This window comes from Pseudomonas sp. GW822-FHT07A10, from assembly GCF_058798795.1.
The window spans coordinates 188881-213980 of record NZ_JBXAKV010000005.1 but is presented as its reverse complement, the minus strand read 5'-3'; the positions used below and the strand labels follow the sequence as shown (position 1 = coordinate 213980).

The 25100-nt window shown below is 58.4% G+C and carries 16 protein-coding genes; 8 read left to right on the top strand and 8 right to left on the bottom strand.

Annotated features, from left to right (window positions below):
- Nucleotides 1-62: 62 nt before the first annotated feature.
- Nucleotides 63-1085 (bottom strand): zinc-dependent alcohol dehydrogenase family protein, encoded by a 1023-nt coding sequence (locus tag AC1RL4_RS11170; protein ID WP_019579026.1) that lies wholly within the window; start codon nucleotides 1083-1085, stop codon nucleotides 63-65.
- A gap of 268 nt (nucleotides 1086-1353) precedes the next feature.
- On the opposite strand from AC1RL4_RS11170, the gene AC1RL4_RS11165 reads away from it, so the two are divergent.
- The 4 genes from AC1RL4_RS11165 (at nucleotide 1354) to AC1RL4_RS11150 (ending at nucleotide 8457) form a co-directional block, all read left to right on the top strand.
- Nucleotides 1354-2271 (top strand): LysR family transcriptional regulator, encoded by a 918-nt coding sequence (locus AC1RL4_RS11165; protein WP_019649901.1) that lies wholly within the window; start codon nucleotides 1354-1356, stop codon nucleotides 2269-2271.
- A gap of 319 nt (nucleotides 2272-2590) precedes the next feature.
- Nucleotides 2591-3844, top strand: a complete 1254-nt coding sequence (gene mexE, locus AC1RL4_RS11160) for a multidrug efflux RND transporter periplasmic adaptor subunit MexE (RefSeq protein ID WP_096480171.1) — start codon at nucleotides 2591-2593, stop codon at nucleotides 3842-3844.
- Between the two features lie 15 nt (nucleotides 3845-3859).
- On the top strand, nucleotides 3860-7039 hold the full coding sequence (locus AC1RL4_RS11155) for an efflux RND transporter permease subunit (protein WP_019579046.1): 3180 nt from the start codon (nucleotides 3860-3862) through the stop codon (nucleotides 7037-7039).
- Entirely contained in the window at nucleotides 7036-8457 is a 1422-nt protein-coding gene (locus tag AC1RL4_RS11150; RefSeq protein WP_230172641.1) for an efflux transporter outer membrane subunit, read from the top strand. The genes AC1RL4_RS11155 and AC1RL4_RS11150 overlap by 4 nt, the downstream gene beginning before the upstream one ends.
- Nucleotides 8458-8691: 234 nt before the next feature.
- Here AC1RL4_RS11150 and AC1RL4_RS11145 read toward each other — a convergent pair whose 3' ends face one another.
- The 3 genes from AC1RL4_RS11145 to AC1RL4_RS11135 are packed head-to-tail and all read right to left on the bottom strand — an operon-like array spanning nucleotide 8692 to nucleotide 11999.
- A complete protein-coding gene (locus AC1RL4_RS11145) occupies nucleotides 8692-9657 on the bottom strand; it encodes an HlyD family secretion protein (RefSeq protein ID WP_028940542.1) in 966 nt (321 codons plus the stop codon).
- A gap of 4 nt (nucleotides 9658-9661) precedes the next feature.
- A complete protein-coding gene (locus tag AC1RL4_RS11140; RefSeq protein WP_008026537.1) occupies nucleotides 9662-9862 on the bottom strand; it encodes a DUF1656 domain-containing protein in 201 nt (66 codons plus the stop codon).
- On the bottom strand, nucleotides 9852-11999 hold the full coding sequence (locus tag AC1RL4_RS11135) for an FUSC family protein (RefSeq protein WP_493119597.1): 2148 nt from the start codon (nucleotides 11997-11999) through the stop codon (nucleotides 9852-9854). Before AC1RL4_RS11135 ends, AC1RL4_RS11140 begins: the two co-directional genes overlap by 11 nt.
- A gap of 210 nt (nucleotides 12000-12209) precedes the next feature.
- On the opposite strand from AC1RL4_RS11135, the gene AC1RL4_RS11130 reads away from it, so the two are divergent.
- Nucleotides 12210-13109 (top strand): bestrophin family protein, encoded by a 900-nt coding sequence (locus AC1RL4_RS11130; protein ID WP_019579050.1) that lies wholly within the window; start codon nucleotides 12210-12212, stop codon nucleotides 13107-13109.
- A gap of 76 nt (nucleotides 13110-13185) precedes the next feature.
- Nucleotides 13186-14241, top strand: coding sequence for a tetratricopeptide repeat protein (locus tag AC1RL4_RS11125; RefSeq protein ID WP_019579051.1), 1056 nt, complete (start codon nucleotides 13186-13188; stop codon nucleotides 14239-14241).
- Between the two features lie 84 nt (nucleotides 14242-14325).
- Here AC1RL4_RS11125 and AC1RL4_RS11120 read toward each other — a convergent pair whose 3' ends face one another.
- From AC1RL4_RS11120 to AC1RL4_RS11105, 4 genes are all read right to left on the bottom strand, one after another.
- Nucleotides 14326-14703 carry a response regulator gene (locus AC1RL4_RS11120; protein ID WP_018926027.1) on the bottom strand — a complete coding sequence of 126 codons (378 nt, stop codon included), beginning with the start codon at nucleotides 14701-14703 and terminating at the stop codon, nucleotides 14326-14328.
- 44 nt (nucleotides 14704-14747) lie between these two features.
- On the bottom strand, nucleotides 14748-15962 hold the full coding sequence (locus AC1RL4_RS11115; RefSeq protein ID WP_230172637.1) for a hybrid sensor histidine kinase/response regulator: 1215 nt from the start codon (nucleotides 15960-15962) through the stop codon (nucleotides 14748-14750).
- A 78-nt stretch (nucleotides 15963-16040) separates the two neighbouring features.
- A complete protein-coding gene (locus tag AC1RL4_RS11110) occupies nucleotides 16041-16853 on the bottom strand; it encodes a CheR family methyltransferase (RefSeq protein WP_019579053.1) in 813 nt (270 codons plus the stop codon).
- The gene (locus tag AC1RL4_RS11105) at nucleotides 16853-20344 is read right to left on the bottom strand and encodes a response regulator (RefSeq protein ID WP_096480167.1); all 3492 of its coding nucleotides are present in this window, start codon (nucleotides 20342-20344) and stop codon (nucleotides 16853-16855) included. The genes AC1RL4_RS11110 and AC1RL4_RS11105 overlap by 1 nt, the downstream gene beginning before the upstream one ends.
- 258 nt (nucleotides 20345-20602) lie before the next feature.
- Here AC1RL4_RS11105 and AC1RL4_RS11100 point away from each other — a divergent pair, with 258 nt between their 5' ends.
- Together AC1RL4_RS11100 and AC1RL4_RS11095 are read left to right on the top strand one after the other, a co-directional pair.
- Complete coding sequence (locus AC1RL4_RS11100) at nucleotides 20603-20962, top strand: response regulator (RefSeq protein WP_028940539.1); 360 nt, start codon at nucleotides 20603-20605, stop codon at nucleotides 20960-20962.
- Between the two features lie 238 nt (nucleotides 20963-21200).
- The gene (locus AC1RL4_RS11095) at nucleotides 21201-24995 is read left to right on the top strand and encodes a hypothetical protein (protein ID WP_230172635.1); all 3795 of its coding nucleotides are present in this window, start codon (nucleotides 21201-21203) and stop codon (nucleotides 24993-24995) included.
- Nucleotides 24996-25100: the final 105 nt, after the last annotated feature.

Genomic DNA, 25100 nt, shown 5'->3' with positions numbered 1-25100 from the left:
AAAGTCCGTGTTTGCACGGACCTTTCCAGAGGGGCTTATACAAAGAGGCTCGTACGAAAAGCTCAGGCAGGTTCGACCTCAAGGGCGACCCGTTCGCGGCATGGGCATTCGTCCATGTAGCGGTGCGCTTCGACAAACTGGGAAAACGGGAATACCCGAGTCTTGAGCGGCAGCAGCACATGGTCTGCTGTCAACTGGTTGATGTCGCGCAGGGCCCGTTGCAGTGCGGCCTGATCCTGGAGGATGCCCAGCTCCGGCTTGCCAGTGAAGTTGCCGATGCAGTGCACGAAGAACTGAATGTTCTTCTGGAACGCCGCACAGGCCGGAAATGGCGTCTGGTTACCACCTTGCAGACCATAGAGCACCAGGCTACCGCGAGGCGCGAGCACATCGCCGAGCAGCGACATCTGCGGGCCACCCAGGCCATCGAAAACCACATCGACGCCACGGTTGTCGGTAATTTTGTTGATCCGCATCAGCAGATCTTCTTCTTCGGTGACGATGACTTTTTCGGCACCCAGCGACAGCAGGTATTCACGCTCATCCGCAGTTTTGGTCGCAGCGATCACTCGCACGCCGAGGGCTTTGCCCAGTTGCACGAACGACGGCCCGGCGCAGTGACTGGCGTCGGTCACCAGAGCGAATTGCCCGGGTTTGACGCGCGCCAGATCGGTGTAGCCAAAGTAGGCGACCAGTAGCGGCGTGTAATGCACGCTGGCTTCGACCGGACTGAGCACATCCGGGTAGCGGGTCAACGCCGTGCGCGGCAGAACGATCTGTTCGCCGTAGACCGGATAGTCGTTGGGGCTTTCGGCCGGGAAACTGGCGACCTTGTCACCGACAGCCAGGTCATCGACACCCTCGCCGAGCGCCGTGACCACGCCGGCCATTTCATGACCCAGGCCTGAAGGCAGGCGAGCATGGGAGGAAGCCAGGTTCTGGCGCCAGAGAATGTCGTACCAGCTGATGCCAATCGCCTCGACACGCACCTGCACTTCGCCCGGTGCAGGCAGAGCGGCCGCATGCTCTTCGCATTTGAGCACCTCGGCTGGACCAAACTTGTGAAAACGGATCGTGCGGGACATCGCAAACCTCGTCAAAGTAACCTCTAATGCCCTGAACTCTATCTGGGCTTTCTACCCGAGACCATCAGTGGCTATTAATAGTCGACATGCCTGTCATTGATTCCGCAGCGACGGCGACATCATCCAATGCCGTAAAAACCGAAGCAGCCTTTCAGGGAAAACTGAATTACCCTGTGCAGAGTACCAGTCTTTCCCCGTAAGATTCACGCCGGCCATTGTTCTCATATGGTCGCTCACGTCAAGTTTGCTGAATCTGCCAGGACTCCAGATGAATCGTAATGACCTGCGTCGTGTCGACCTGAACCTGTTGATCGTTTTCGAAACACTGATGCACGAGCGCAGTGTGACCCGCGCTGCGGAGAAATTGTTCCTCGGCCAGCCGGCCATCAGTGCGGCGCTCTCGCGCCTGCGCGGGCTGTTCGATGACCCGTTGTTCGTGCGCACCGGCCGCAGCATGGAACCTTCCGCCCGAGCGGTGGAAATCTTCGCCCTGCTCTCGCCGGCCCTGGACTCGATTTCCACCGCAGTCAGTCGCGCGGCGGAATTCGATCCGGCCACCAGCACCGCGGTGTTCCGCATCGGCCTGTCGGACGATGTCGAATTCGCGTTGCTGCCGATGCTGCTCAAGCGGCTGCGCGCCGAGGCACCAGGCATCGTGCTGGTGGTGCGTCGGGCCAACTACATATTGATGCCGAACCTGTTGGCCTCGGGCGAAATTTCCATTGGCGTCAGCTACACCGCCGACCTGCCGGCCAATGCCAAGCGCAAGGTATTGCGCCGCAGCATGCCGAAACTGTTGCGGGCCGACACCGTGCCGGGGCCGTTGAGCCTGGATGACTTCTGCGCCCGCCCCCACGCGCTGGTTTCGTTCGCGGGCGACCTGAGCGGCTTTATAGATGAAGAGCTGGAGAAACTGGGGCGCAAACGGCACGTGGTGTTGGCGGTGCCGCAGTTCAACGGGCTGAGCACACTGATCAGCGGCACCGACATCGTGGCCACCGTCCCGGACTACACCGCCGAAGCGTTGACCGCCGCCGGTGGTGTTCGGGCGGAAGATCCGCCGTTGCCGGTGCGCAGCTTTGAATTGCACATGGCCTGGCGCGGGTCGCAGGATAATGATCCGGGTGAGCGGTGGTTACGGTCGCGGATTCAGATGTTCTTTGGGGATCCGGATAGCCTGGCTTGATCCGGATTTTGTATCGAGGCTGATGACCTCTTCGCGGGCAAGCCCGCTCCCACAGGGATTCGTGGTGTTAATGAAATCTCCTGTGGAGCGAGCCTGCTCGCGATGGTCGCGACACAGCTTCAAGCCAGACCTTTGCACTCCACGCAACACACAATTGTCATCATTTCATTTGATAGCCCGCTAACGAAAGGTGCATGCTAGAGGGCTTGCTTCTGGCTTATATCATTCCGAATGATAGTTACCTTTGCCTCGTTCGATTCGTTTGATACCGCCCCGCCAAGCATTATCCGCCCATCTCAATACATTGGCGGATGCATCCATGGAACAGTCACTCAAACATTTGCGCTTCCCCTTGGCCCTGTTGGCCGTGATGGTGATGAGCGCCTGCGGCAAGACTCCGGACGCTGCCGCCACCATGCCCGCGGCCAAAGTCAGCGTGGCCAAGGTGCTGGAGCAACCGGTCAACGAGTGGGACGAATTCACCGGGCGCCTGGAAGCGCCGGAAACGGTAGAGATTCGTCCACGGGTCTCCGGCCAGATCGATGACGTAACCTTCACCGAAGGCGCATTGGTCAAGAAAGGCGATCTGTTGTTCCAGATCGACCCGCGTCCGTTCCAGGCTGAGGTCCGCCGCCTCGAGGCCCTGGTGGCGCAAGCTCGCGCCACGGCTACCCGCAGTGAAAACGAAGCCCAGCGCGGTGAACGCCTGCGCACCAGCAACGCGATTTCCGCCGAACTCGCCGACTCGCGCACCAGTGCCGCTCAAGAGGCTCGCGCTGCCGTCGGCGCACTCCAGGCGCAACTGGATCTGGCCAAACTGAACCTGAGCTTCACCCGCGTGACGTCCCCAATCAGCGGTCGTGTCAGCCGTGCGGAAATCACCGCCGGCAACCTGGTGACCGCCGATACCACCGCACTGACCAGCGTAGTGTCCACTGACAAGGTCTACGCCTACTTCGACGCCGACGAGCGTGTATTCCTCAAATACACCCAGCTCGCCCGCCAGGGTCAACGCGGCGCCACCACCCCGGTTTACATGGGCCTGTCCAATGAAGACGGTAACCCGCACCAGGGCCAGATGAACTTCGTCGACAACCAGGTCAACCCGAAGACCGGCACCATCCGCGGTCGTGCGGTGTTCGACAACAGCGACGGCAGCTACACCCCGGGTCTTTATGCACGCCTGAAACTGGTGGGCAGCGGCACCTACTCCGCGGTGTTGATCAACGACGAAGCGGTCGGTACCGACCTGGGTAAAAAGTTCGTGCTGGTGATGGATGCCGACAACAAAACGGCTTATCGCCCCGTCGAGCTGGGTCCGAAAATCGAAGGTTTGCGCATCGTGCGCAGCGGCCTGAACAAAGACGACACCATCATCGTCAAGGGTTTGCAACGGGTTCGCCCTGGTTCGCCGGTCAGCCCTGAAGTGATCCCGATGGCCAGCAAGGAAACCCTCGCGGCTCTCGCTCAACAACGACAAGCGCTGGAAGCCAGCAACCTGCCCCAAGTCGCACCTGCCAAGGTCGCGCCGGGTACGGTTGTGAAACTGGCTGCTGCGACTCCACGCGGTTAAGGGGCAATTACTCCGATGAATTTCTCCCAATTCTTCATTTCACGGCCGATCTTTGCAGCGGTACTGTCGCTGCTGATCCTGATCGCCGGTGCCATCTCGCTGTTCCAGTTGCCGATCAGCGAATACCCGGAAGTGGTGCCACCAACCGTGGTGGTCCGTGCCAACTTCCCCGGCGCCAACCCTAAAGTCATCGGTGAAACCGTGGCCGCTCCTCTGGAGCAAGCCATCACCGGCGTCGAGAACATGCTGTACATGTCCTCGCAATCCACCGCTGACGGCAAGATCACCCTGACCATCACCTTCGCCCTGGGCACCGACCTGGACAACGCGCAGGTGCAGGTGCAGAACCGCGTGACGCGTTCCGAGCCCAAGCTTCCCGAGGAAGTGACGCGCATCGGTATCACCGTCGACAAGGCGTCGCCCGACCTGACCATGGTTGTGCACTTGACCTCGCCGGACAAACGCTACGACATGCTCTACCTGTCCAACTACGCCTTGCTCAACATCAAGGATGAGCTGGCGCGTCTGGGCGGTGTCGGTGATGTGCAGCTGTTCGGCATGGGCGATTACTCGCTGCGGGTGTGGCTCGATCCGAACAAGACCGCTTCGCGCAACCTGACCGCCACCGATGTGGTCACCGCGATTCGTGAACAGAACCGTCAAGTGGCGGCCGGTGCCCTGGGTGCTCCGCCCGCACCGAATGCCACGGCATTCCAGCTGTCGGTCAACACTCAAGGCCGTCTGGTGTCCGAGGAAGAGTTCGAGAACATCATCATTCGCTCTGGCGAAAATGGTGAAATCACTCGCCTCAAAGACATCGCTCGCGTCGAACTCGGCTCCAGCCAATACGCCCTGCGCTCCTTGCTGAACAACCAGCCGGCGGTGGCGATTCCGATCTTCCAGCGCCCAGGCTCCAACGCGATCCAGATCTCCAACGACGTTCGGGCGAAAATGGCCGAGCTGAAGAAGAACTTCCCGGAAGGCATGGACTTCAGCATCGTCTATGACCCGACGATCTTCGTGCGCGGTTCCATCGAGGCGGTGGTTCACACCCTCTTCGAAGCGCTGATCCTGGTTGTGCTGGTGGTGATCCTGTTCCTGCAAACCTGGCGCGCTTCGATCATCCCGTTGGTGGCGGTGCCGGTTTCGCTGATCGGTACGTTTGCCGTGATGCACCTGTTCGGCTTCTCGTTGAACGCCCTGTCGCTGTTCGGACTGGTATTGGCCATCGGTATCGTGGTTGACGATGCGATTGTGGTGGTGGAGAACGTCGAGCGAAACATCGGGCTCGGACTCACTCCGGTAGAAGCCACCAAGCGTGCGATGCGTGAAGTGACCGGTCCGATCATTGCGACGGCGCTGGTGCTGTGTGCGGTGTTTATCCCGGCCGCGTTCATCTCCGGCTTGACCGGTCAGTTCTACAAACAGTTCGCCCTGACGATTGCGATTTCGACCGTGATCTCGGCTTTCAACTCGCTGACCTTGTCGCCAGCACTGGCCGCCGTGTTGCTCAAAAGTCATGACGCGCCGAAGGACCGTTTCTCCAAGGTGCTGGACAAGATCTTCGGTGGCTGGTTGTTCCGTCCGTTCAACCGCTTCTTCGATCGTGCCAGCCATGGCTATGTCGGCACCGTGGGCCGCGTTATCCGCAGCAGCGGTATCGCCCTGCTGCTGTACGCAGGCTTGATGGTGCTGACCTTCTTCGGTTTCTCCAACACGCCGACCGGTTTCGTACCTGGCCAGGACAAGCAATACCTGGTGGCCTTCGCTCAACTGCCGGATGCCGCGAGCCTGGACCGTACCGAAGACGTGATCAAGCGCATGTCCGACCTGGCCCTGAAACAGCCTGGCGTGGAAAGCGCGGTGGCCTTTCCTGGCCTTTCGATCAACGGTTTTACCAACAGCCCTAACGCCGGCATCGTGTTCGTCACCCTGAAGCCTTTCGACGAGCGTAAAGACCCGAGCATGTCCGCCGGTGCGATTGCCGGTGCGTTGAACGGCCAGTACGCCGGGATTCAGGAAGCCTACATGGCGATCTTCCCGCCACCGCCGGTACAAGGCCTGGGGACCATTGGTGGTTTCCGCCTGCAGATCGAAGACCGGGGCAACCTGGGCTATGACGAGCTGTACAAAGAAACCATGAACATCATCGCCAAGAGCCGCAGCGTGCCGGAACTGGCCGGTCTGTTCACCAGTTACACCGTGAATGTGCCGCAAGTCGATGCCGCCATCGACCGGGAAAAAGCCAAGACCCACGGCGTAGCCGTCAGCGACATCTTCGACACCCTGCAGATCTACCTGGGTTCGCTGTATGCCAACGACTTCAACCGCTTCGGTCGCACCTATCAGGTCAACGTTCAGGCTGAGCAACAGTTCCGCCTCGAATCGGATCAGATTGGTCAGCTGAAAGTACGTAACAACCGTGGCGAGATGATCCCGCTGGCGACCTTCATCAAGGTCAGCGACACCTCGGGGCCAGACCGCGTGATGCACTACAACGGCTTCATCACCGCTGAAATCAACGGTGCGGCAGCACCAGGCTACAGCTCCGGCCAGGCCGAGAAAGCCATCGAGAAACTGCTCAAGGATGAACTTCCGAACGGCATGACCTACGAGTGGACCGACCTGACCTACCAGCAGATTCTGTCCGGCAACACTGCGCTGTTCGTGTTCCCGCTCTGCGTACTGCTGGCGTTCCTGGTGCTCGCTGCTCAATACGAAAGCTGGAGCCTGCCACTGGCGGTGATCCTGATCGTACCGATGACCCTGCTGTCGGCCATTACCGGGGTGATTGCCTCGGGCGGCGACAACAACATCTTTACCCAGATCGGCTTGATCGTACTGGTGGGACTGGCCTGTAAGAACGCGATTCTGATCGTCGAGTTTGCCAAGGATAAGCAGGAAGAAGGTCTCGGCCCGCTGGCAGCGGTACTGGAAGCTTGCCGTCTGCGTCTGCGGCCGATCCTGATGACCTCCTTCGCGTTCATCATGGGTGTTGTGCCACTGGTCTTCTCCAGCGGCGCCGGTGCCGAAATGCGTCATGCCATGGGTGTGGCGGTGTTCTCCGGGATGCTCGGGGTGACCTTCTTCGGTCTGCTGCTGACGCCGGTGTTCTACGTACTGATTCGCAACTTTGTGGAACGCGGTGAAGCGCGCAAAGCGGCCAAAGCCCTGAAACTGGAGGCGCAACAATGAGCCTGAAAGCCTTCCTGCCGAGCCTGCTGGTACTGGCGCTGAGCGCCTGTGCCGTCGGCCCGGACTACAAGACCCCAGCCACCGAGGCGGCCAACATCACGGCCGCCACCGATGGCAGCGCCGGTCAGAAGAACTTTGACCGCGCCCGTTTCGAAGGCATCTGGTGGCAGCAATTCGACGATCCGACCCTCAACCAGTTGGTGAAGCAATCCTTGCAAGGCAACCGTGATTTGCGTGTGGCTTTTGCCCGCTGGAAAGCGGCCCGGGCGATTCGCGATGACGCCAGCAATGACGCCATGCCGACCATCACCAGCCGCGCGAGCAGCGATCTGGGCAAAGGGCAGATTCCCGGCCAGACCACTAAACGGGTCAACAGCGAACGCTATGACCTGGGCCTGGACATGGCCTGGGAACTGGACCTGTTCGGTCGCATCCAACGCAACCTGGAATCCAGCGACGCTGAACAGCAAGCGGCCGAAGCCGATCTTTACCAACTGCAAGTCACCATGATTGCCGAACTGGTGGACGCCTATGGCCAACTGCGCGGCGCGCAACTGCGAGAAAAAATCGCCCTGGCCAACCTGAACAACCAGCAGGAGTCACGCAAGATCACCGAAAGCCTGCGTGACGCCGGTGTTGGCGATCAGCTGGACGTGGTTCGTGCCGATGCGCGCCTGGCGTCTGTCGAAGCCAGCGTGCCGCAACTGCAAGCCGAACAGGTTCGTCAGCGCAACCGCATCGCCACCCTGCTGGGTGAACGTCCAGACAAGCTGACCGTCGACCTGAGTCCAAAAGACTTGCCGGCGATCGCCAAGGCCCTGCCCATCGGTGATCCGGGTGAACTGCTGCAACGTCGTCCGGACATCCGCAGCGCCGAACGCAAATTGGCGGCTGCCACCGCGCGTATCGGCGTGGCCAAGGCTGATTTGTTCCCTCGGGTGAGCCTCAGCGGTTTTCTTGGCTGGACTGCCGGGCGCGGTTCGCAAATCGGCTCGTCGGCGGCCAATGCCTGGGCACTGGGCCCAAGCATTACCTGGGCGGCGTTCGACCTGGGCAGCGTGCGGGCCCGTTTGCGCGGCGCCGATGCTGAAGCCGAAGGCGCCCTGGCGACCTATGAGCAGCACGTATTGCTGGCACTGGAAGAGTCGGAAAATGCTTTCAGCGATTACGGCAAACGCCAGCAGCGCCTGATTTCGCTGATTCGTCAAAGCGAATCAAGCCGCGCCGCTGCGGACCTCGCCGAAATTCGCTACCGCGAAGGCACCGTGGACTTCCTCGTCCTGCTCGATGCTCAGCGTGAGCGTCTGGCAGCCGAAGACACCGAGGCCCAGGCCGAAGTCGATTTGTACCGCGGCATCGTCGCGATCTACAAAGCCCTCGGCGGCGGCTGGCAGCCAGAGACGGTCGCCAGCAAGTAATGCTTTAACGTGCCCCTTTGGTTGGCCGCAACCCAACCAAATTCTTTGCCCCGCGCCTCATTCGGTCGCGGGGCTTTTTTTTGTCGGTATTTAATTCAACACATTCCCTGTGTGCGAGCCTTTGTGGCGAGGGGGCTTGCCCCCGTTGGGTCGCGAAGCGGCCCCAATCTACGACTGCTGCGCAGCCGAACGGGGGCAAGCCCCCTCGCCACGTAACCCCGTCCCCATATGGGGTTAGTGGGTTGCCTCGTTATCCCGGTTTTCCATGACAGTGACGGTGGCCGTGGTCCCGGCACGCAGGCTGTTTTTGGCGATATAGTCGGCGTCAATCTGAATCCGCACCGGCACCCGTTGTGCCAGTTTGACCCAGGTATAGCTGGGGTTGATGTTGGCCAGCAGGCGACTGCCGGGGGAGTTCTCGCGGTCGGCGATAGCAAAGGCAATGCTCTGCACCGTGCCGCCGAAGGTCTCGCCGCTCATCAACTCGATCCTGACCCGATCGCCCTCCTTGATTCGCGGCAGTTTTGTTTCTTCAAAATAGCCACTGATATAAAACGAATCGCTGTCCACCAGTGCCAACAGTGCACCCCCGGCAGCGGCGTAATCACCCTGACGAGTCAGCAGGTTGGTCACATAACCGCTGACAGGCGCTGCGACCCGTGTGCGCTGCAAGTCCAGTTCGGCCTGGGTCAGAGCGGCGATCGCCAACTGCACGTTGGCATGTGCCAGGCCCAGATTGGCCTGATTGCGCAAGAGTTCCGCCTGCGCCACAGCCACTTCGGTACTGGACTTTTCCCACTCTTCGCCGGAGATCGCGAAGCGCTGTTTAAGGGTTCGACGGCGCTGCTCTTCGCTTTGACGCTGGCGCAGCAGCGCTTCGCTGGAGACAATCGTCGCTTCGGACTGACCCAGCGTGGCTTTGGCAACTTCCACCGCACGCTTGGCATGCTCCACCGCCAGCGTATACCGAGCCGGGTCGATCTCCAGCAGCAACTGGCCTTTCTCGACACGCTGGTTGTCTTGAACGCTCAGGCTGACGATCCGCCCCGAGACATCGGCGGACAACGTCACCACATCGGCGCGAACCCGTGCATCGCGAGTCCAGGGGGCGCGGGTGTAATGCTCCCAGGCGAACCAGCCGAGGATGACGGCCAGCACCACCACTGCAAGGGTCGCGAGTCGGGCAAGGATCGTCTTCAAGGCATCAGGCTCCCATCACCAGAATCAACGTTGCGCATACGCAGGCATACAATGCGCCTTCGAACAGCGCTTCATGCCAGACAAAACGCAACACCCCCAAGCGGCGCAAGGTCCAGTCCAACAGCAGAAAAATCGGCAAGGCCAGCAACAGGGCCTGGGCGATTGGCGGCAGATAGACGCCACCCACTTCCAGATCAATGGGCAAGGGCCGGCACTCCTTCCACGTCTGCGGGTTGAAAATATTTACGATGGCGCTCCAGAAACGACACCACGATCAACAACGCCACGCGCATCCTGAATACCGACCACAGGTGTTCATGAACGTCTAGATGCAAGTCGTCCATTTCATCGCCCAAGACATGCAAGCTTCCGAGCAACTGCACAAGGTCAACCCCGGGTCGCCCGGCGATCAATCGCCCTGTCTCTCGGACAGCCGCCAGCAAACGGTTCTGTTGTTGCGTACTCAACAACGTATTGCTCTGCCCCTGCTGCCTGAGCTGGTTCAAAGCCACCCCCAGTGCCATGCACCCGAGGCTGACTTCGAACAGCTCGCGGGAGTGCTTGTCGCTGGTTGCCGGCAATAGTCCCAACATCATGGTCAGGCGATCGACCATACGGCTTTCAAACGCAAATTGCTGTTCATCGGTGGCCGGCGTCTTCAACAAAGCGTAGACCTGCTCGCAGCTTTCATTGAACAGCCGGCGTATCCGTAAATCGGGCCTGAACGGGAAGATCAAGGCGTAAACACTGAGCGCCAGCGCGGCGGCGCTGATATACGCGCCGGCAAATTCAAACCACTGAATGGCATTGTTTTGGCCGATTCCTGCGTTTTGCGGACCCAGCAACAGCATGGTCGTCAGTCCAAGGCCAATACCTGTGCCAGTGGTTGGCGGACTGGCCAACCCCACCGCGACCGCGTACAGCAATGGCGCAAACAACAAGGCGAGTAACTCGAAGTCACTGATCATCGGCATCAGCATGAACAGATAGAACGCCGACACCACCAAGGCCAGACCCAGCCCCCTGGCAAAGCTTTGACTGGCCAGCAATGGCCGCGGAAAAGTCGCCATCAGCGAACAGAGAATCCCCACTACAATCATCCCGCCACGGGCCCCATCCCAAGCAGTCTCGATCCAGATCAGCCCCGCCACCAGTAACGCGGTAAATGCCCGGACTGCGTTCATTGCTGCCAACGTGAAGTCCAGATGCAACGGGTTGTCCTGGCCGCGGAACACGCAACTGGCTTCCCGTCCTTCCTGGATCGCGTCGCTCAGTTCCAGAATCTGCCCCAGTTGCTCCAACATCCGTGCCTGCTCCCAGCGCAGTGCCCAGGCCAATGAACGCAGCGTGGCAGGCATCGTCTCGGTGAGTTGTTCGGCCTTGTAGGCCTGGTCATCGAAACGCTGTTGCAGCGTCAAAAAATGATGCCGCGCCTCGGTCGACAATGAGCGACCTTGCACGGCCAACTCATCAAGGAATGCCAGTTCCTCGCTGCGCAACCGCTGTATTTCTTCCGGCAACGCGCCCTCCCAACGTTCGGTGAGTAATTGCCGCTGGTGACGCAAAGCCGTCAGCCGCGAAGTCAGCAGCACCAGTTGATTGCCAAGCAACTGCACCAGGCTATTGGCACTGCGCAACCGTGGTGCATCGAAGTACAAATGTCTTCGCAGCCCTTCAAGGGCGCTGATCTCGCCCAACAGTTGCATTTGCCGCTTGTGGAAATCGGCCTCGCTTTCCTCGGTTCGAATCACCGCTGCCGCGTGAGTCGCGAGCAGTTTGATCACTTGATCGATCTTGGCGAAATAACCCTTGGCCACCGCCTCCGGTCGCGCCGTCAGAAGGCTGACAACGCACACGCAGGCCACCGCCAACAATGTTTCTGTCACGCGAGTGACTGCCAGCAGGAACGTACCCTCCTGATCGGGTTGCGCCAGCAGTGCCACCACCACCGCCGTGTAACCGCTCAGGACAAACGCCTGGGAACTGGTGTAGCGCAACAAAGTGCCGCCGGCGGTACACAGCGCCAACCACAAGGCCAGGGTGATGATGAAGGGCAGCGGCGCCTGGGGGAAAATGGCCATGATCAACACCGCGACTGCCGCGCCCAACGTGGTGCCGATGATCTGGCCGAAACTTCGGGCCAGGGCCATGCCGCCCAATGGCTGACTGACAATGATCACCGCCATGATCGACCACTTGGGCTGGTCGAGGTCGAACACAAAGGCCAGGTACAGCGTCAGCAGCCCCGCCACGATGGTTCTCAGGGCAAACAGCAGCACCTCGCGTCCGGGGTTGAGAATGGCCTTGAAGTATTGAAGCAACGGTTGCATGGGAGCGCTCATCGAGTCATCTCCTGCAAGCGTAGTCATTGCTTCCTTGCTTCGACGAGTTTCAATGTCGACAAGACCTGTAGGCCATTTCGCCGATGGACACGCCTGCGTCGATAGAGCCTGTCGATCATTTCGTAAGCCAAAGCGATTGGACAGGATCCCCCCATGCCCCTAGGCTGAAATCGCTGCGAAAGCATCACTCTCTCTATAAAGCCCCTGCCCATGATTGTGCGTCCCAAGCCGAATCTGCTCGGCATGTTGTTTTCCCTTAAAGGCTCGATTGCCAAGCGCATTGCCTTGCGCAGTCTGTTGGTGACCCTGCTGGCGTCGGTAATCGTGCTGGTGGAGATCTGGCACCCGGCGTATTTCTCCAAGGTCAACGCCACGCCGTTCACCCTGCTGGGTCTGTCGTTGTCGATCTTCATGAGTTTTCGCAACAATGCCTGCTACGACCGCTGGTGGGAGGGCCGCAAGCATCTGGGGCAGTTGATCATCGAAGTGCGATCGCTGATTCGTCAAACCCAGGGTCTGATGGTGGCGGCCGAACGTGAACTTATGCTGCGTGAACTCTGCGGGTTCGCCCATGGCCTGATCGCCCGCCTGCGCGTTGAAAACGAGATGAGAGCCATCAAACCGTGGACGCAGGATGCCGTGGACGCAGAGCATCCGAACATCACTGACGCGCTCTTGCAGCGGATCGGAGTCCGGTGCTCGGCCCTTGCCGAGCGCGGCCAGATCAGCGAATGGCGTTATACCCAACTGGAAACGCGACTGGTCAGCCTCAGTCAGGTCCAGGCCAGTTGCGAACGCATCAAAAGTACGCCGCTGCCCTTCCCCTACACCCTGTTGCTGCACCGCACCATCTACCTGTTCTGCATCCTGTTGCCGTTCGCCATGGCCGAACCTCTTGGCTGGCTGACACCGGTGATTACCGCCATTGTCAGCTACACCTTTTTCGGCCTCGACGAAATCGGCGACGATCTGGAGGACCCGTTCGGCTTCGATGAGAACGATCTGCCGTGCAATGCGATTTTGCGCACACTGGAGCGCGAAGTGCTGGCAGCGCTGGGGCAAACCGACTTGCCACCGGCCCTTGAGCCCGATGACTACGTGCTGAACTGAGCCAGGGTTTGACTCACAGCCCGGCCTGACCGAAGCTGGTGACTTTGTAAAAGCCTGTCAGCTTCCGGATCCCTGCATGCCTCAGTCCCGCCGCTATCTGCTCATCAGCCTCTGTGCACTGTTTGCCCTCGCCCTCGCCTGGTTTTTTTTGCGCAGCACGACGCCTGTGGTCCCGGAGGCAATTCGACGCGGCTACAGCGAAGCGCTGACCCAGGCACGCACGGGTCAACCGGGGGCGGCGCGGGTGCTTTACCAGCAATTGGGCCGCCCTGACCTGTCCGACAAGCGCCGCGTCTGGCTGCATGCCGAACTGCCCAACTACCCCAGCCCGCAAGCCTTGAAACTGGCGGATGCGGACCTGCAACATCCATCGGCGGATGTACGCATCGCGGCGATCAAAAGCATCAGCGGTTTAGTGCCCAATGGACAGCGAAGTCTGTTGCTCGGGCCCTTGCTCGATGACAGCGACCCAAGCGTTCGGTTTACGGCGGTCAACGCCTTGTTGGGGCTGTCCCCGGATGAGCTGGGGTTGTATTTCGGCCCCCTGGAGCAAGCCATTGACGCTTGGGAACAGGTCCTCAAGCAGCAGCCGGAAAGCGCCGACACCCAGTACCAACTGGCACGCCTGCATTTGCACAATGCCGAACTGAAGGACGCGCAGCAGGCATTGGAGCGCACGTTGCAACTGGCGCCCGGCAACTTGCCGGCACTGGTGATGCAGATTGACGTGCTGGATCGACTGGGCCAAAGCGATGCCGCCCAGCAATTGTTGGCGAAGCAGTTAAAGGCCCAGCCCGATTCGGCCTATCTGCAACATGCGTTGGGGCTCTGGTTGCTGCATCACGGGCAAAGTGAGTTCGCGTTGCTCGGGCTGTCCAAAGCCGTGGAGCTTGAACCCGACAATAAGGATTACCGCTACGACCTGGCCACCACGTTGCATGGTGAGCAAGAGCTGGAGGCCGCGCAGAAACAGCTGCAGGAAATCGTCCAGCGCCACCCGGCCGATCGCAAGGCGCGCGTGCTGTTGATCAACTATTGGAAGGAAAGCGGACAGTTGCAGAACGTACAGATCCTGTTGGCGCAGCTCGAGCAGCTCAATCCGGATGATCCGGCATTGCAGCAAGGGCTTTAATCAAGATCAAAAGATCGTCCGAACGCGGCCCGAGCCTTCGGCAGCCCCTAAAGGGGGCCGTACGACACAACCGTCGACGCAGCTTCAGGAGAGCATGTCCTGCATGATCTGTTGCAACACATCCAGATCGAATGGCTTGGCCAGGATCGGTGCCTTGCGGGTGATCGGGCTGTCGGTCTCACGGATTTCCTGCGGGTAACCGCTGATGAAGATCACCTTGAGTTCCGGTCGCAACTTCACGGCAGGTTCGGCGATTTGCACGCCAGAAATCCCGCCAGGCAGGCGAAAGTCGGTGATCATCATGTCCAGGTTCGGTTTGCTCGCCAGGATCTCAAAGGCCTGCTCACCGTTTTCGGCTTGCAGCACCCGGTAACCTTCACCCGACAAATAAGCGGACAGCACCATCAAAATCGAAGGGTCATCTTCAACGATCAGTACCACGTCTTGTGCATCTTCACTCATGGAAAACCTTTGTTCGGTCAATAGCTGCTGATACGACCATGTGGTCAATCAGAGGTTGCGTTCATCGGGCTGTTTTCCTGCAGCGGCAGACAAACGCGAAACAAGGCGCCTTCGCCAATCCGGCTCTCGACGGTAATGGAGCCACCATGGGCGGCGACAATCTGCTGCGAAATAAACAACCCCAGGCCCAGCCCCGCCACCACGGCCCTGGTGGAAACCCGCTCGAACTGCTGAAAAATGCGCTGTTGATTCTCTACACCGATCCCGATACCGCGATCCTGAACCTCAACCCGCGCTTGCCCGTGGTGATTGTACACGCGAACGTCGATCGCGCTCTTGGCACCATAGCGCAACGCATTAGTCAGCAGATTGGAAATCACTTGTTCGATACGAAACTCGTCCCAGTCGCCCATCACGGGTTGGTCGGCGATCAAGCTGACTGACGACTCTGCGGCCTCAACCTGCGGTGCGAAGTTCTGCAAAAGATTGCGCACCAGTTGCACCAGGTCAAACCGACCGGGGCGAATAGACAGCTTGCCGGTGCGGATCCGCGACACATCAAGCATGTCTTCGATCAGGCGGATCAAGCTTTTGATCTGCCGCTCGTCGCGCTCGACCATGGCGTGCATTTTGTCCAGGGTGAACGCCGCGGCGTTATCCCGGGCCAGGTGCATTTTGCGCAACTGGGTTTCGAGGATCAGACCATTGAGCGGTGTACGGACTTCATGCGCAACGATGGACATGAAGTCATCGCGCATGCGCACCGCCTGCTTCAGTTCTTTCTGGGTGTTCTGCAACTGTTCGAGCAACGCCCCCTGTTCGCGGCGACTTTGCTCCAGGGCTTCGACCTGTTGCTTCATCGCCTTGCTCTGGCGATACAGATCGACGAAGACATTGACCTTGCTCTTGACCGCGTGAACATCCAGCGGCTTGTGCAGAAAGTCCACGGCTCCGCTTTCGTAGCCCTTGAATGCGTAGTTGAGATCACGGCCAGCGGCACTGACGAACACAATCGGGATGCTTTTGGTTTTTTCCGTGCCGCGCATCAACTCGGCCAACTCAAAGCCGTTCATGCCGGGCATCTGCACATCGAGAATGGCCAGCGCGAATTCGTGCTGCAACAACAGCGACAAGGCTTCATCGGCGGACAAGGCCTTGTAGACGATGAGGTCCTGCCGCTTGATCAACGCCTCAAGCGCCAGCAGGTTCTCCGGCAGGTCGTCGACGATCAGCAGTTTGGTCTGGATGTTACTTAGCATGGGATTCGTTCCCGCTCGACACGCAGACGGCCGAAGCACCGATCACGATAGCTTCTACACAAGGAATACCTGCACGGTTCATGATTTGCGGTAGATCCTTTCTTGTTTGATCAATGGCTCAAACTGATTGCCATAGGCCGAAAAATCCAGGGTTTCTTTACTGCCCAGCGCCAGAAAGCCCCGATGACACAAAGATTCGTGAAACAAGCCAAACGTTCGATCCTGAAGCTTTTTGTTGAAATAAATCAGCACATTACGACACGAAATTAATTGAGTTTCGGAGAACACGCTATCGGTGGCCAGGCTGTGATCGGCGAACGTAACGTTGTCGCACAGGCTCTTGTCGAAAATCGCGTAGTCGTAGGCCGCCGTGTAGTAATCGGCGAACGAACGCTGACCACCGGCCTGCTGATAATTGTGAGTGTAGGCTCGAACATTCTGCAGGGAGAAAATCCCCTGCCTGGCTTTATCCAGCGAGCGCGGGTTGATGTCAGTGGCATAGATGATGGTGCGCTCCAGCAAGCCTTCTTCGCGCAACAGGATCGCCATCGAATAGACCTCCTCGCCGGTGCTGCAACCGGCAATCCAGACCTTGATCGACGGCCAGGTCTTGAGCAGCGGCACCACTTCCTGACGCAGCGCCAGGAAGTGCGAAGGGTCGCGAAACATTTCGCTGACCGGAATCGTCAGCAATTGCAGCAGCTGCATGAACGCGGTTGGGTCGTGCAGGACCTTCTCTTGCAGCGCCGAGATGGTATTGCACTCGAATTGGCTTAATGCATGGTTGACCCGACGCTTAATCGACGCGCCGGAGTAATCGCGAAAATCGTAGCTGTATTTGAGGTAGATCGCTTCGATCAACAACCTCAGTTCGATTTCGCTGCGCTCCATTAGAGGCGTTCCATCTTCGGTAACCACACACGAATCAGCGAGAACAGGCGATCCAGGTCGATGGGCTTGGCCAGGTAGTCATTGGAGCCGGCCTGCAAGCAGCGCTCCTGATCGTCCTTCATCGCCTTGGCTGTCACCGCAATGATCGGCAGCTTGCGCCAGCGCGGGTCCTTGCGGATTTCCAGGGTGGCTTCGAAACCATCCATTTCCGGCATCATCACGTCCATCAGCACCAGGTCGATGTCCTCGACTTCATTTAATCGCTCAATTGCTTCACGACCGTTACGGCCAATCACCACCACCGCACCCTTCTGCTCCAGCGCACTGGTCAGGGCGAAGATATTGCGTACATCGTCATCCACCAGCAGCACTTTGCGCCCCTCGAACACCTTGTCGCGGCTGCGGGCGGTCTTGAGCATGGTCTGGCGTTCATGGGATAACCGGGATTCGACCTTGTGCAGGAAGAGTGTCACTTCATCCAGCAACCGCTCGGGTGAGCGCGCGCCCTTGATGATGATCGAGCGCGAATACTTGCGCAGTTCGGCCTCTTCGTCCCGGGTCAGGTTGCGCCCGGTATAGACGATCACCGGCGGGAACGAGCAGATATCCTCGCAGGACATGCGCTTGAGCAAGTCGTTGCCAAGCATGTCGGGTAGTTTCAGGTCGATGATCATGCAGTCGAAAATCGTGGTGCGCAGCAAATCGAGTGCATCCTGCGCCAGGCCGACGGCAGTGATTTCGATGTCCTCGTCGCCGATCAATCGGGCGATGCTGTCACGCTGCAGATCGTCGTCTTCGACCAACAATATGCGTTTGACCTTCTGGGTCAGTTTGGCTTCGAGGCGGGCAAACACCTCCTTGAGCTCCTCGCGCGTAGTCGGTTTGACCGCGTAACCGATGGCGCCCATGTGCATGGCGGCCTCGACACGGTCTTCGACCGAGATTACGTGCACGGGAATGTGCCGGGTTTCGGCGTGCTCTTTCAGGCGCTGCAACACCGTCAGCCCGGAATGATCCGGCAGGCGCATATCCAGCAGGATCGCGTCGGGGATGAATTGCCTGGCCAGGTCGTAGCCTTCATCGGCGCCGTAGGCCACCAGGCACTGATAACCCAGTTCATGGGCCAGATCGTAGAGGATGTGCGCAAAGTCCGGCTCATCTTCCACCACCAGGATGCAACGAGTGGCGAACGGCGCCTTGTAGCGATCATCATCGAAACGCGCGATTTCGACCTCGGCAATCAGCGGCACAGGCGCGGTAGCCACGATGGCTTGCGGCATGGTCACCGGCGTGGCTTTCATCGTTTCGACAGGCATATCGCCCGGTTCGATGTAGTGCTGCGGCAACACCAGGGTGAACACACTGCCCTGCCCCGGCGTGCTGGACAGGCTGATGGAGCCACCCAGCAACGTGGCCAGATCACGAGAGATCGACAGGCCCAGGCCGCTTCCGCCGTAACGACGGTTAGTGGTGCCGTCGGCCTGACGGAAGGCTTCAAAAATGCTGTCCTGATGATCCGGCGCAATGCCGATCCCGGAATCACGGACGACAAAAGCGATGCCCTCGCCTGGCTGAGCCGCGACGATCAGGCTGACTGTGCCCTTTTCGGTGAACTTCACCGCGTTTGACAGCAGGTTCTTGATCACTTGCTCCAGGCGCTGCCGATCGGTGAACAGCATTAGCGGGGTGTCAGCGCGCAATTCGACTTCAAAATCCAGTTTCTTGTCCGCGGCCAACGGCTCGAACATTCCTCGCAGGCCTTCCACCAGGCGCGCAACGCTGGTGTTCTCCGGACGCACCTCAAGCTTGCCGGCCTCAACCTTGGAAATGTCGAGAATGTCGTTGATCAGGTTGAGCAAGTCGTTACCGGCGCAGTAGATCGACTCGGCGAACTTGACCTGCTCGGCGCTGAGGTTTTCCTGCGGGTTTTCCGCCAGCAATTTCGCCAGAATCAACGAACTGTTCAGCGGTGTGCGCAGCTCGTGGGACATGTTTGCGAGGAATTCGGACTTGTACTTGCTGGCACGCTGCAACTCTTCGGCGCGGGCCTCAAGCTCAAGCTGGGCCTGATTCAGTTCGCTGTTCTTCAGGTCCATGGCGTCGCGTTGCTCGGCCAGGATCTGCGCCTGTTCGGCGAGTTGGTCGTTGGTTTGTTCCAGCTCGATCTGCTGGGTTTCCAGGTGAGCCTGGGACTCCTTGAGAACCCGCGACTGCTCTTCCAGCTCTTCGTTGGCGCTCTTGAGTTCTTCTTGCTGAACCTGCAACTCTTCGTTGAGTTGCTGGGTTTCGGCCAGCACTTCCTGTAAGCGCTGGCGATAGCGCGCCGCTTCGATTGAGGTGCCGATGTTACCGGCAACCAGTTCGAGCAACTCGATGTCACGATCTGTCAGCGGTCGCAGGAAACCGAGTTCGATCACCCCGTTGACGCGATCGTCATCGCTGGTCGGCACCGCCAGTACACTGCGTGGTAAACCTTCGCCCAAGCCGGAGCTGACTTTGAAGTAATCCCCCGGCACCTCATCAAGACGAATCAGGCGCGCCTGTTGCGCCACCTGGCCGACAATCCCTTCGCCATTGTAAATCTGCTGCTCAAGTGCTTCCTGTTCTCGGGAGAAACCGTAAGACGCGATGCGCTTCAGGCCACCATGCTCCTCACGGACATAAATCGCCGCGACGGCGCTGCCAAGGTATTGCGCGCAGAACTGCAGGATATTGCGCCCCAACAAATTGAGCGATAACTGCCCCAGGACTTGCTCGGCCAGTTCGGTCTGGCCGTTGCGCAACCAGGCCTGCTGCTCCAGACGCCGGGCGCTGGCCTGTTGCGCGGCGAGGTTGACGCTGTAGCTGCGGGACAGGTTGAGCAGATCCCGGCGGCCGACATAGGCCAGCAATCCGCTGATACCGGCCACGAACAACAGATAAAGGGCGATGCTCCAGATGGTGGTGCTTCGCACTTCTTCATTGCGCGTGGTACGCAACTGCTGCTCCATGTCGATCACGTCTTCGAATTGCTTGCGGATCTCATCGGTCAACCGTTTGCCGCGCCCGACCTTGATGACGCTACGGTAATCACCGCCTGCGCGCTGCAAATCGATTATCGATTGCGCGTAATTGGCCCATTCCGTCTGCAAGGCCTGGAGCCGGTGCAAGCGGTCGGTTTGTACCGAATTGTCCGCAGTCAGTTCGAGCAAGGTATTGAGGGCGACCGTTATTCTTGGCTTGGCCGTCTCATAGGGCTCGAGAAAATGCTCGTCGCCACTGAGCAGGAAACCGCGCATACCGGTTTCCAGATCGACGGTCAGTTTTACCGCTTCATTGGCATTATTGATCACCCGGTCCGAGTGCTGGACCCACTGGATCACCGACAGCAGATAGGTGATCAGCAAGACAAAGAACGCCGCGCTGATGACACCGACACCCAACGGCAGGCTGACGTTGCGGCTCAGGAGTTTACGGAATCGTTGCTCATCAACCGCAGGCGCAGAGGTCATGGGAAGCCTTGTCGAACTGTTGAAAGCCATCGAGTCTGCCCCAAATCGGCCGAGGGGATCCATTTTTCTGACACGTTTTTCGGCAATATCCTGCATTTCACTGCTCCGGCGCAAAGGAGCGGTTATTCTTCGCGGCTCTTGTGCGGCTATTGTTCTTTGTAACGCCTCGGGAACTTGTCGTGATCCGTCACTTACTCATGCAAGAGCCCGGCGATTTCGATCGACGCTATCGCAAATCCAACCTTTGAGAGCCCCACTATGTCCACCAAAACATCCACCATCCTGGTCGTCGAAGACGATGCCATCGTGCGCACGCTGATCGTCGATGTGCTGGAGGAACTGGAATACCGGGTACTTGAGGCCGATGGCTGTGAAGAGGCGCTGGATTTCATCAACGATGAGGACCAGCACATCGACCTGCTGATGACCGATGTGGGGCTGCCGGTCATGGACGGCCGGGAATTGGCGAAACAGGCACGCATGCTGCGCCCCGGGTTGCCGATTCTGTTCGCCAGCGGTTATGCCGAAAGCATCGAAGTGCCTGACGGCATGCACGTGATCGGCAAGCCGTTTTCCATTGACCAGTTGCGCGACAAGGTCAAGAACATATTGCCCTGACTGGGCCGTCGGGGTGAAAGCCCCGCATCGCGATGAACGGGTCAAGTAATTGCGTATTTTGAAATGCTAGCGAGCCCGTCTTCATCGCGGCAAGTTGCTCTTTAAATCCGAGCCGACACATTAAATAAACAAGTAGCACTACCCATTTATTAATCGCCGAAGTTACGCTTGTCGAGCGCCAAAACAATAACATTTTACGCCTGGCGCATCCCTACGACGATTAATTAAATGGATGTTTATGAGCCACGCCTCGGTGTACCCTCCGATTGAAAACGCACAACAACTAAAAGCCACGCAAGCAGAACGAGAAGACTTTGTCCGCGCCTTGGTGCATTACATAAAAGGAATGGAAAGCACGCAAGAGATTGATCTTTCAACATTCTATATTTCGCATCGCCCGAATTCCTTGTTTGATGAAATCTATGGTCCTGCAAAAGAACTACTGGAAAGCACCACCCTTAGTCCTGACTTTATAGCGTCACTTGAGGCCTGGAGTGCCTCGGACATGTTGCCGCCATTGCGAGTGGATATCGAGGGTAACCTCTACGCCGGCTCGCAGGGGGGCTGGCATAACTTGATGGAAGACATCAAGTATTTCTCGAAACTCCAGCAGACTTTATCAATGATTGGTGAGATCGCCCTTCACGCGGGCGGGTATATCTATTTCGCTCACGACATCAGTGTTGAACAATGGCTGCGCTTTAATCAGTTGACGGTTCCGACGACGGTTGCCGAGGCCGGAAACCTGATTGACTTCCTGTCCCTGGACTTGCCCGCGGGCCCACCGATCGGCAACTGTTGGCAAGCCGTCTCCGGGCATGAGAACTCGCCTTTTGTACTGAGCAAGACTGAGCGTGGTGAGGTGGCGCGCCTCACTCTGCAAGCGTTCTCGCGCCCCCAGCAAATGCTGGAGGAGCTCGCACGCCCTGTCATCGGCAACAGAACCAGTGACGAAGTGCAAGCCGGCGCGGATTACTTGCTGGACCAGATTCTGGAGACATCAACAGCGATCGAGTGGGCCAAAGAGTACCTCAACGTTACAGGCTGGTACGGCGCGCACGAAGACCAGGAAACCCCCAAGGAGCATCTTCAATCGCTACTGGTGGCCGCCATCATACTTGCCATCGACCCATTGGCAGACATCACAGGTAGTGAGGTCGCCGGCTACGAGCTTTATCAGCCCAGCAACGTCGATCGCAGTCCCGAGGCAGTCCGGGAGGATCTAGACCGACACCTGGTGGGGCTGGGCCGCGATTCGGGAGTGGCCACCCCGCTTGCCACGTTCATCTTGCTGGCGGGAATTGCGCCGGAATTTCTGGTCCGAGGCCTGCCCACATCGATACGACTTGGAACACCGGCCTGGGTTGCGCTCACGCAGGCGGTTGCCTTGGCCGAGGCCTATGACCCGGGATCCTCGCGGCTGATGTCCTACGCTGAACTCCTGAAGTTTTCGGCGTTGGAGCCCGTGACCCCGGAACTGGAACTGCTGCACAACGCCTCTACGATCAAGCCCGTCATTAATTGGGCGACCATGAACAAGGTCATCTCCCCTGACGCACACGGCCAGTACGACAAGCCGTCCCTGATCGTCGCGATCGATGCCTATCAACAACATATCAATCGTTTTGACCAAGTCATTCACTCGCTCACCACCCCACTTCCCTCCCGACGAAACATTGCACTTGCTCAATTGCAGAAGGCGTACCCGAACTGCCGTTTTCTGGAGACGGTGAATCTGACCAAGACCGGCCGGGGCTTTAACCCGGGTCGCGGGTCGAGGTTGAAAATGTCCGTCGTTGATTTGCACATGTCTGATGACCTGGTCACTCTGGACTGGAATAACGCCAATGACATCTACCCGGAACTTCCCGACATTGAACATCTGACGCCGGCAAGCGAATTGTATGAGGTTGCCTTCGATGCCTACCACCAGAACCTGGAAGCCGGCATTCTCACTAATATAAAACTCGCCCTGTCACAGCTACCGGCACTGGACCGCACTGCACTTCAAATGGGGGAAATCAGTGTTTATACCGTTCGCAAATCAGTGGCGCGTCCCTACACCACACCGGTCAGTAACATCGGTCTTATTGGTGCCGGCATTCAACCGACCCACTACAAGGAAACCCAACAGGATAAAGACGCAGCAACTTGCCGTTACGCGGTGATCATCACCGCATCTTACCAAGGGGAAGTTGACTGCTATGAGCTCTTCACCCTGCGTGGTGAATGTCGAAAGAACAACGCCTTGGGCCGATTGATTGTCAGTTCTGGAAAGATCAATTCACCGACCAGGGTGGACTTCACCGGGAACTTCACCGAGCCAACACCGGCGGTGAGCCCATTTCAGATGCCCATTGATTTTCTCGCTTACAGCCAGGGCTTTGAACCACGCGAGGGTATCTCGAGCAGCGCCGTGATCGAAAAACTCGGCATGATTGCCGCCCCCCTGTCGGGTGCCCCGTCGATCGGTAGTCATTACCAGAGCTTTCTCAATGAGCAACTGGAAAAACTGGCCCTTTTCATCGTCCAGCACCGCCCCTTCGCGAGCTATGAAGAACTCAAGCGCAATGGTGAAGGGCGAACCGCGCTGGAGCTGGAGCGAGACAAAGCAGAGAAAATCGAGACTTTCATCATTGATTTGGTCGTGCCGTTCAAAAAATGCATTGAAGACCTGTCATCAGACAGCAGCACCACCCGGGCCGAAGGCGCTGTCGGCTGCATACTCGATGGCCTGGCGGTGGTCGGCTCGATAATCGGCCTCAGCGCAAAACTCACCAGTGCCGCCTCGAAAGCGACCTCATTTGCGTCAAGGTCCGCCCAACTCGGCAAACTCACCTCACGCCTGGCGGTTTCACTCTTGAACCCGCTGGATGGCGCACCTGATTTGCTCTTCAGCGGTGCACACCTGATCAAGAAAGGCGCATTGCAATTCAGTAAACACAGTCTGGCGGCCATCGAGGCGGCGACATTTCAAGTCCGCCGACTCACGGGCAGCGCGCAAACCTATGACTTGCTCAAAGCAGCCAATCGCACAGACATCCTGCAGGGCTCCTGGAAAAAACTGGGCGATACAGGCGAGCCTGCCCATCTGTTGATTGTCGAAAAACGCGGAGACTGGTACGCCCTCAATGTAAAAACGGGCTCGCCATGGGGGGCGCCACTGAGAAACCTGAAATTGACGGACTTCATTCCCGTTCGTGGATGGCATCGACTGCTGCCGAAAAATTACAGCCGCGCGATCATCAAGAATGCTCTGCCTGTTGCGCGAAATAAAGTCAGCAATGCGATAGAGGTATTAGCCAGTCGCCTTCACGACACTGACAGGAAATTCGTCTACCGGACATTTTTCGGTGACGATTCGTCCGCAATTGCCGAACGATACCTGGACGATCTTCTGTTGATCAAAGATGACCTTGATGCGATCAAGACCACCAATTTCACCATCGAGGCCAGCACCCAAAAATCGGTCATAGGCGGGTTATACCCTGGCAAGTATCGAAGCTGGCAAGCCGCGTCCAAGGCCGACGCCCCCCTTGAAGAGTTCATCGTATTTTATGCAGACCACCTGAACGATTTTTACCGCAGCGTTAAATATGACAACAGTGCAATCGCCGACGTGTTGATCCATGAGATGTCCCATGGAGGTCCCGACACTCTGGACTTCTTCTATGCACAAAAATCGCAAAAACATGCCTTGAAGTCGGGTGAAGTGGACGTAGCCGAGTTGTTGAATCTGGCCAAAGGTCGCACGCACATCGACCTTTCCAGCAAGCTGGCAGGTGCCGATGCCCCCATATTGCTGGATCCTCCGGCATTCATTCCTTCGGAGCTTTTCCATACGGCGCCTGCTTTGCTCAACGCCGACTCCCAGTCAATGGTGACGTCACTGTTGAGCCAGTTGAAGACCAACGCCCCGGCGTTCTACGACAACCTGTCGGCGTTGCGCCGTGCGTTGAAAAATGCCGGTTCAGGCCGGGTCATCGACCCTGTTCGAATCAACTTGGGAAAATCCTCGCAACTGTTGTCGTGACGTAGTGAGGCGGTGTGATCGCGAGCACTGTCCCTGGCGCAGGATGGCGGACGGAAAAGCACTGCGGGCTGTGGTTTAATTACGGCCTTCATCTTCTCCCCCGCC

Coding starts and splice junctions, on each gene's coding strand:
- AC1RL4_RS11135 (WP_493119597.1), bottom strand. CDS start 11,999: ATGAGCGCTCCCATGCAACCGTTGCTTCAATACTTCAAGGCCATTCTC.
- AC1RL4_RS11115 (WP_230172637.1), bottom strand. CDS start 15,962: ATGCTAAGTAACATCCAGACCAAACTGCTGATCGTCGACGACCTGCCG.
- mexE (WP_096480171.1), top strand. CDS start 2,591: ATGGAACAGTCACTCAAACATTTGCGCTTCCCCTTGGCCCTGTTGGCC.
- AC1RL4_RS11165 (WP_019649901.1), top strand. CDS start 1,354: ATGAATCGTAATGACCTGCGTCGTGTCGACCTGAACCTGTTGATCGTT.
- AC1RL4_RS11105 (WP_096480167.1), bottom strand. CDS start 20,344: ATGACCTCTGCGCCTGCGGTTGATGAGCAACGATTCCGTAAACTCCTG.
- AC1RL4_RS11170 (WP_019579026.1), bottom strand. CDS start 1,085: ATGTCCCGCACGATCCGTTTTCACAAGTTTGGTCCAGCCGAGGTGCTC.
- AC1RL4_RS11095 (WP_230172635.1), top strand. CDS start 21,201: ATGAGCCACGCCTCGGTGTACCCTCCGATTGAAAACGCACAACAACTA.
- AC1RL4_RS11120 (WP_018926027.1), bottom strand. CDS start 14,703: ATGAGTGAAGATGCACAAGACGTGGTACTGATCGTTGAAGATGACCCT.
- AC1RL4_RS11155 (WP_019579046.1), top strand. CDS start 3,860: ATGAATTTCTCCCAATTCTTCATTTCACGGCCGATCTTTGCAGCGGTA.
- AC1RL4_RS11110 (WP_019579053.1), bottom strand. CDS start 16,853: ATGGAGCGCAGCGAAATCGAACTGAGGTTGTTGATCGAAGCGATCTAC.
- AC1RL4_RS11100 (WP_028940539.1), top strand. CDS start 20,603: ATGTCCACCAAAACATCCACCATCCTGGTCGTCGAAGACGATGCCATC.
- AC1RL4_RS11150 (WP_230172641.1), top strand. CDS start 7,036: ATGAGCCTGAAAGCCTTCCTGCCGAGCCTGCTGGTACTGGCGCTGAGC.
- AC1RL4_RS11125 (WP_019579051.1), top strand. CDS start 13,186: ATGCCTCAGTCCCGCCGCTATCTGCTCATCAGCCTCTGTGCACTGTTT.
- AC1RL4_RS11130 (WP_019579050.1), top strand. CDS start 12,210: ATGATTGTGCGTCCCAAGCCGAATCTGCTCGGCATGTTGTTTTCCCTT.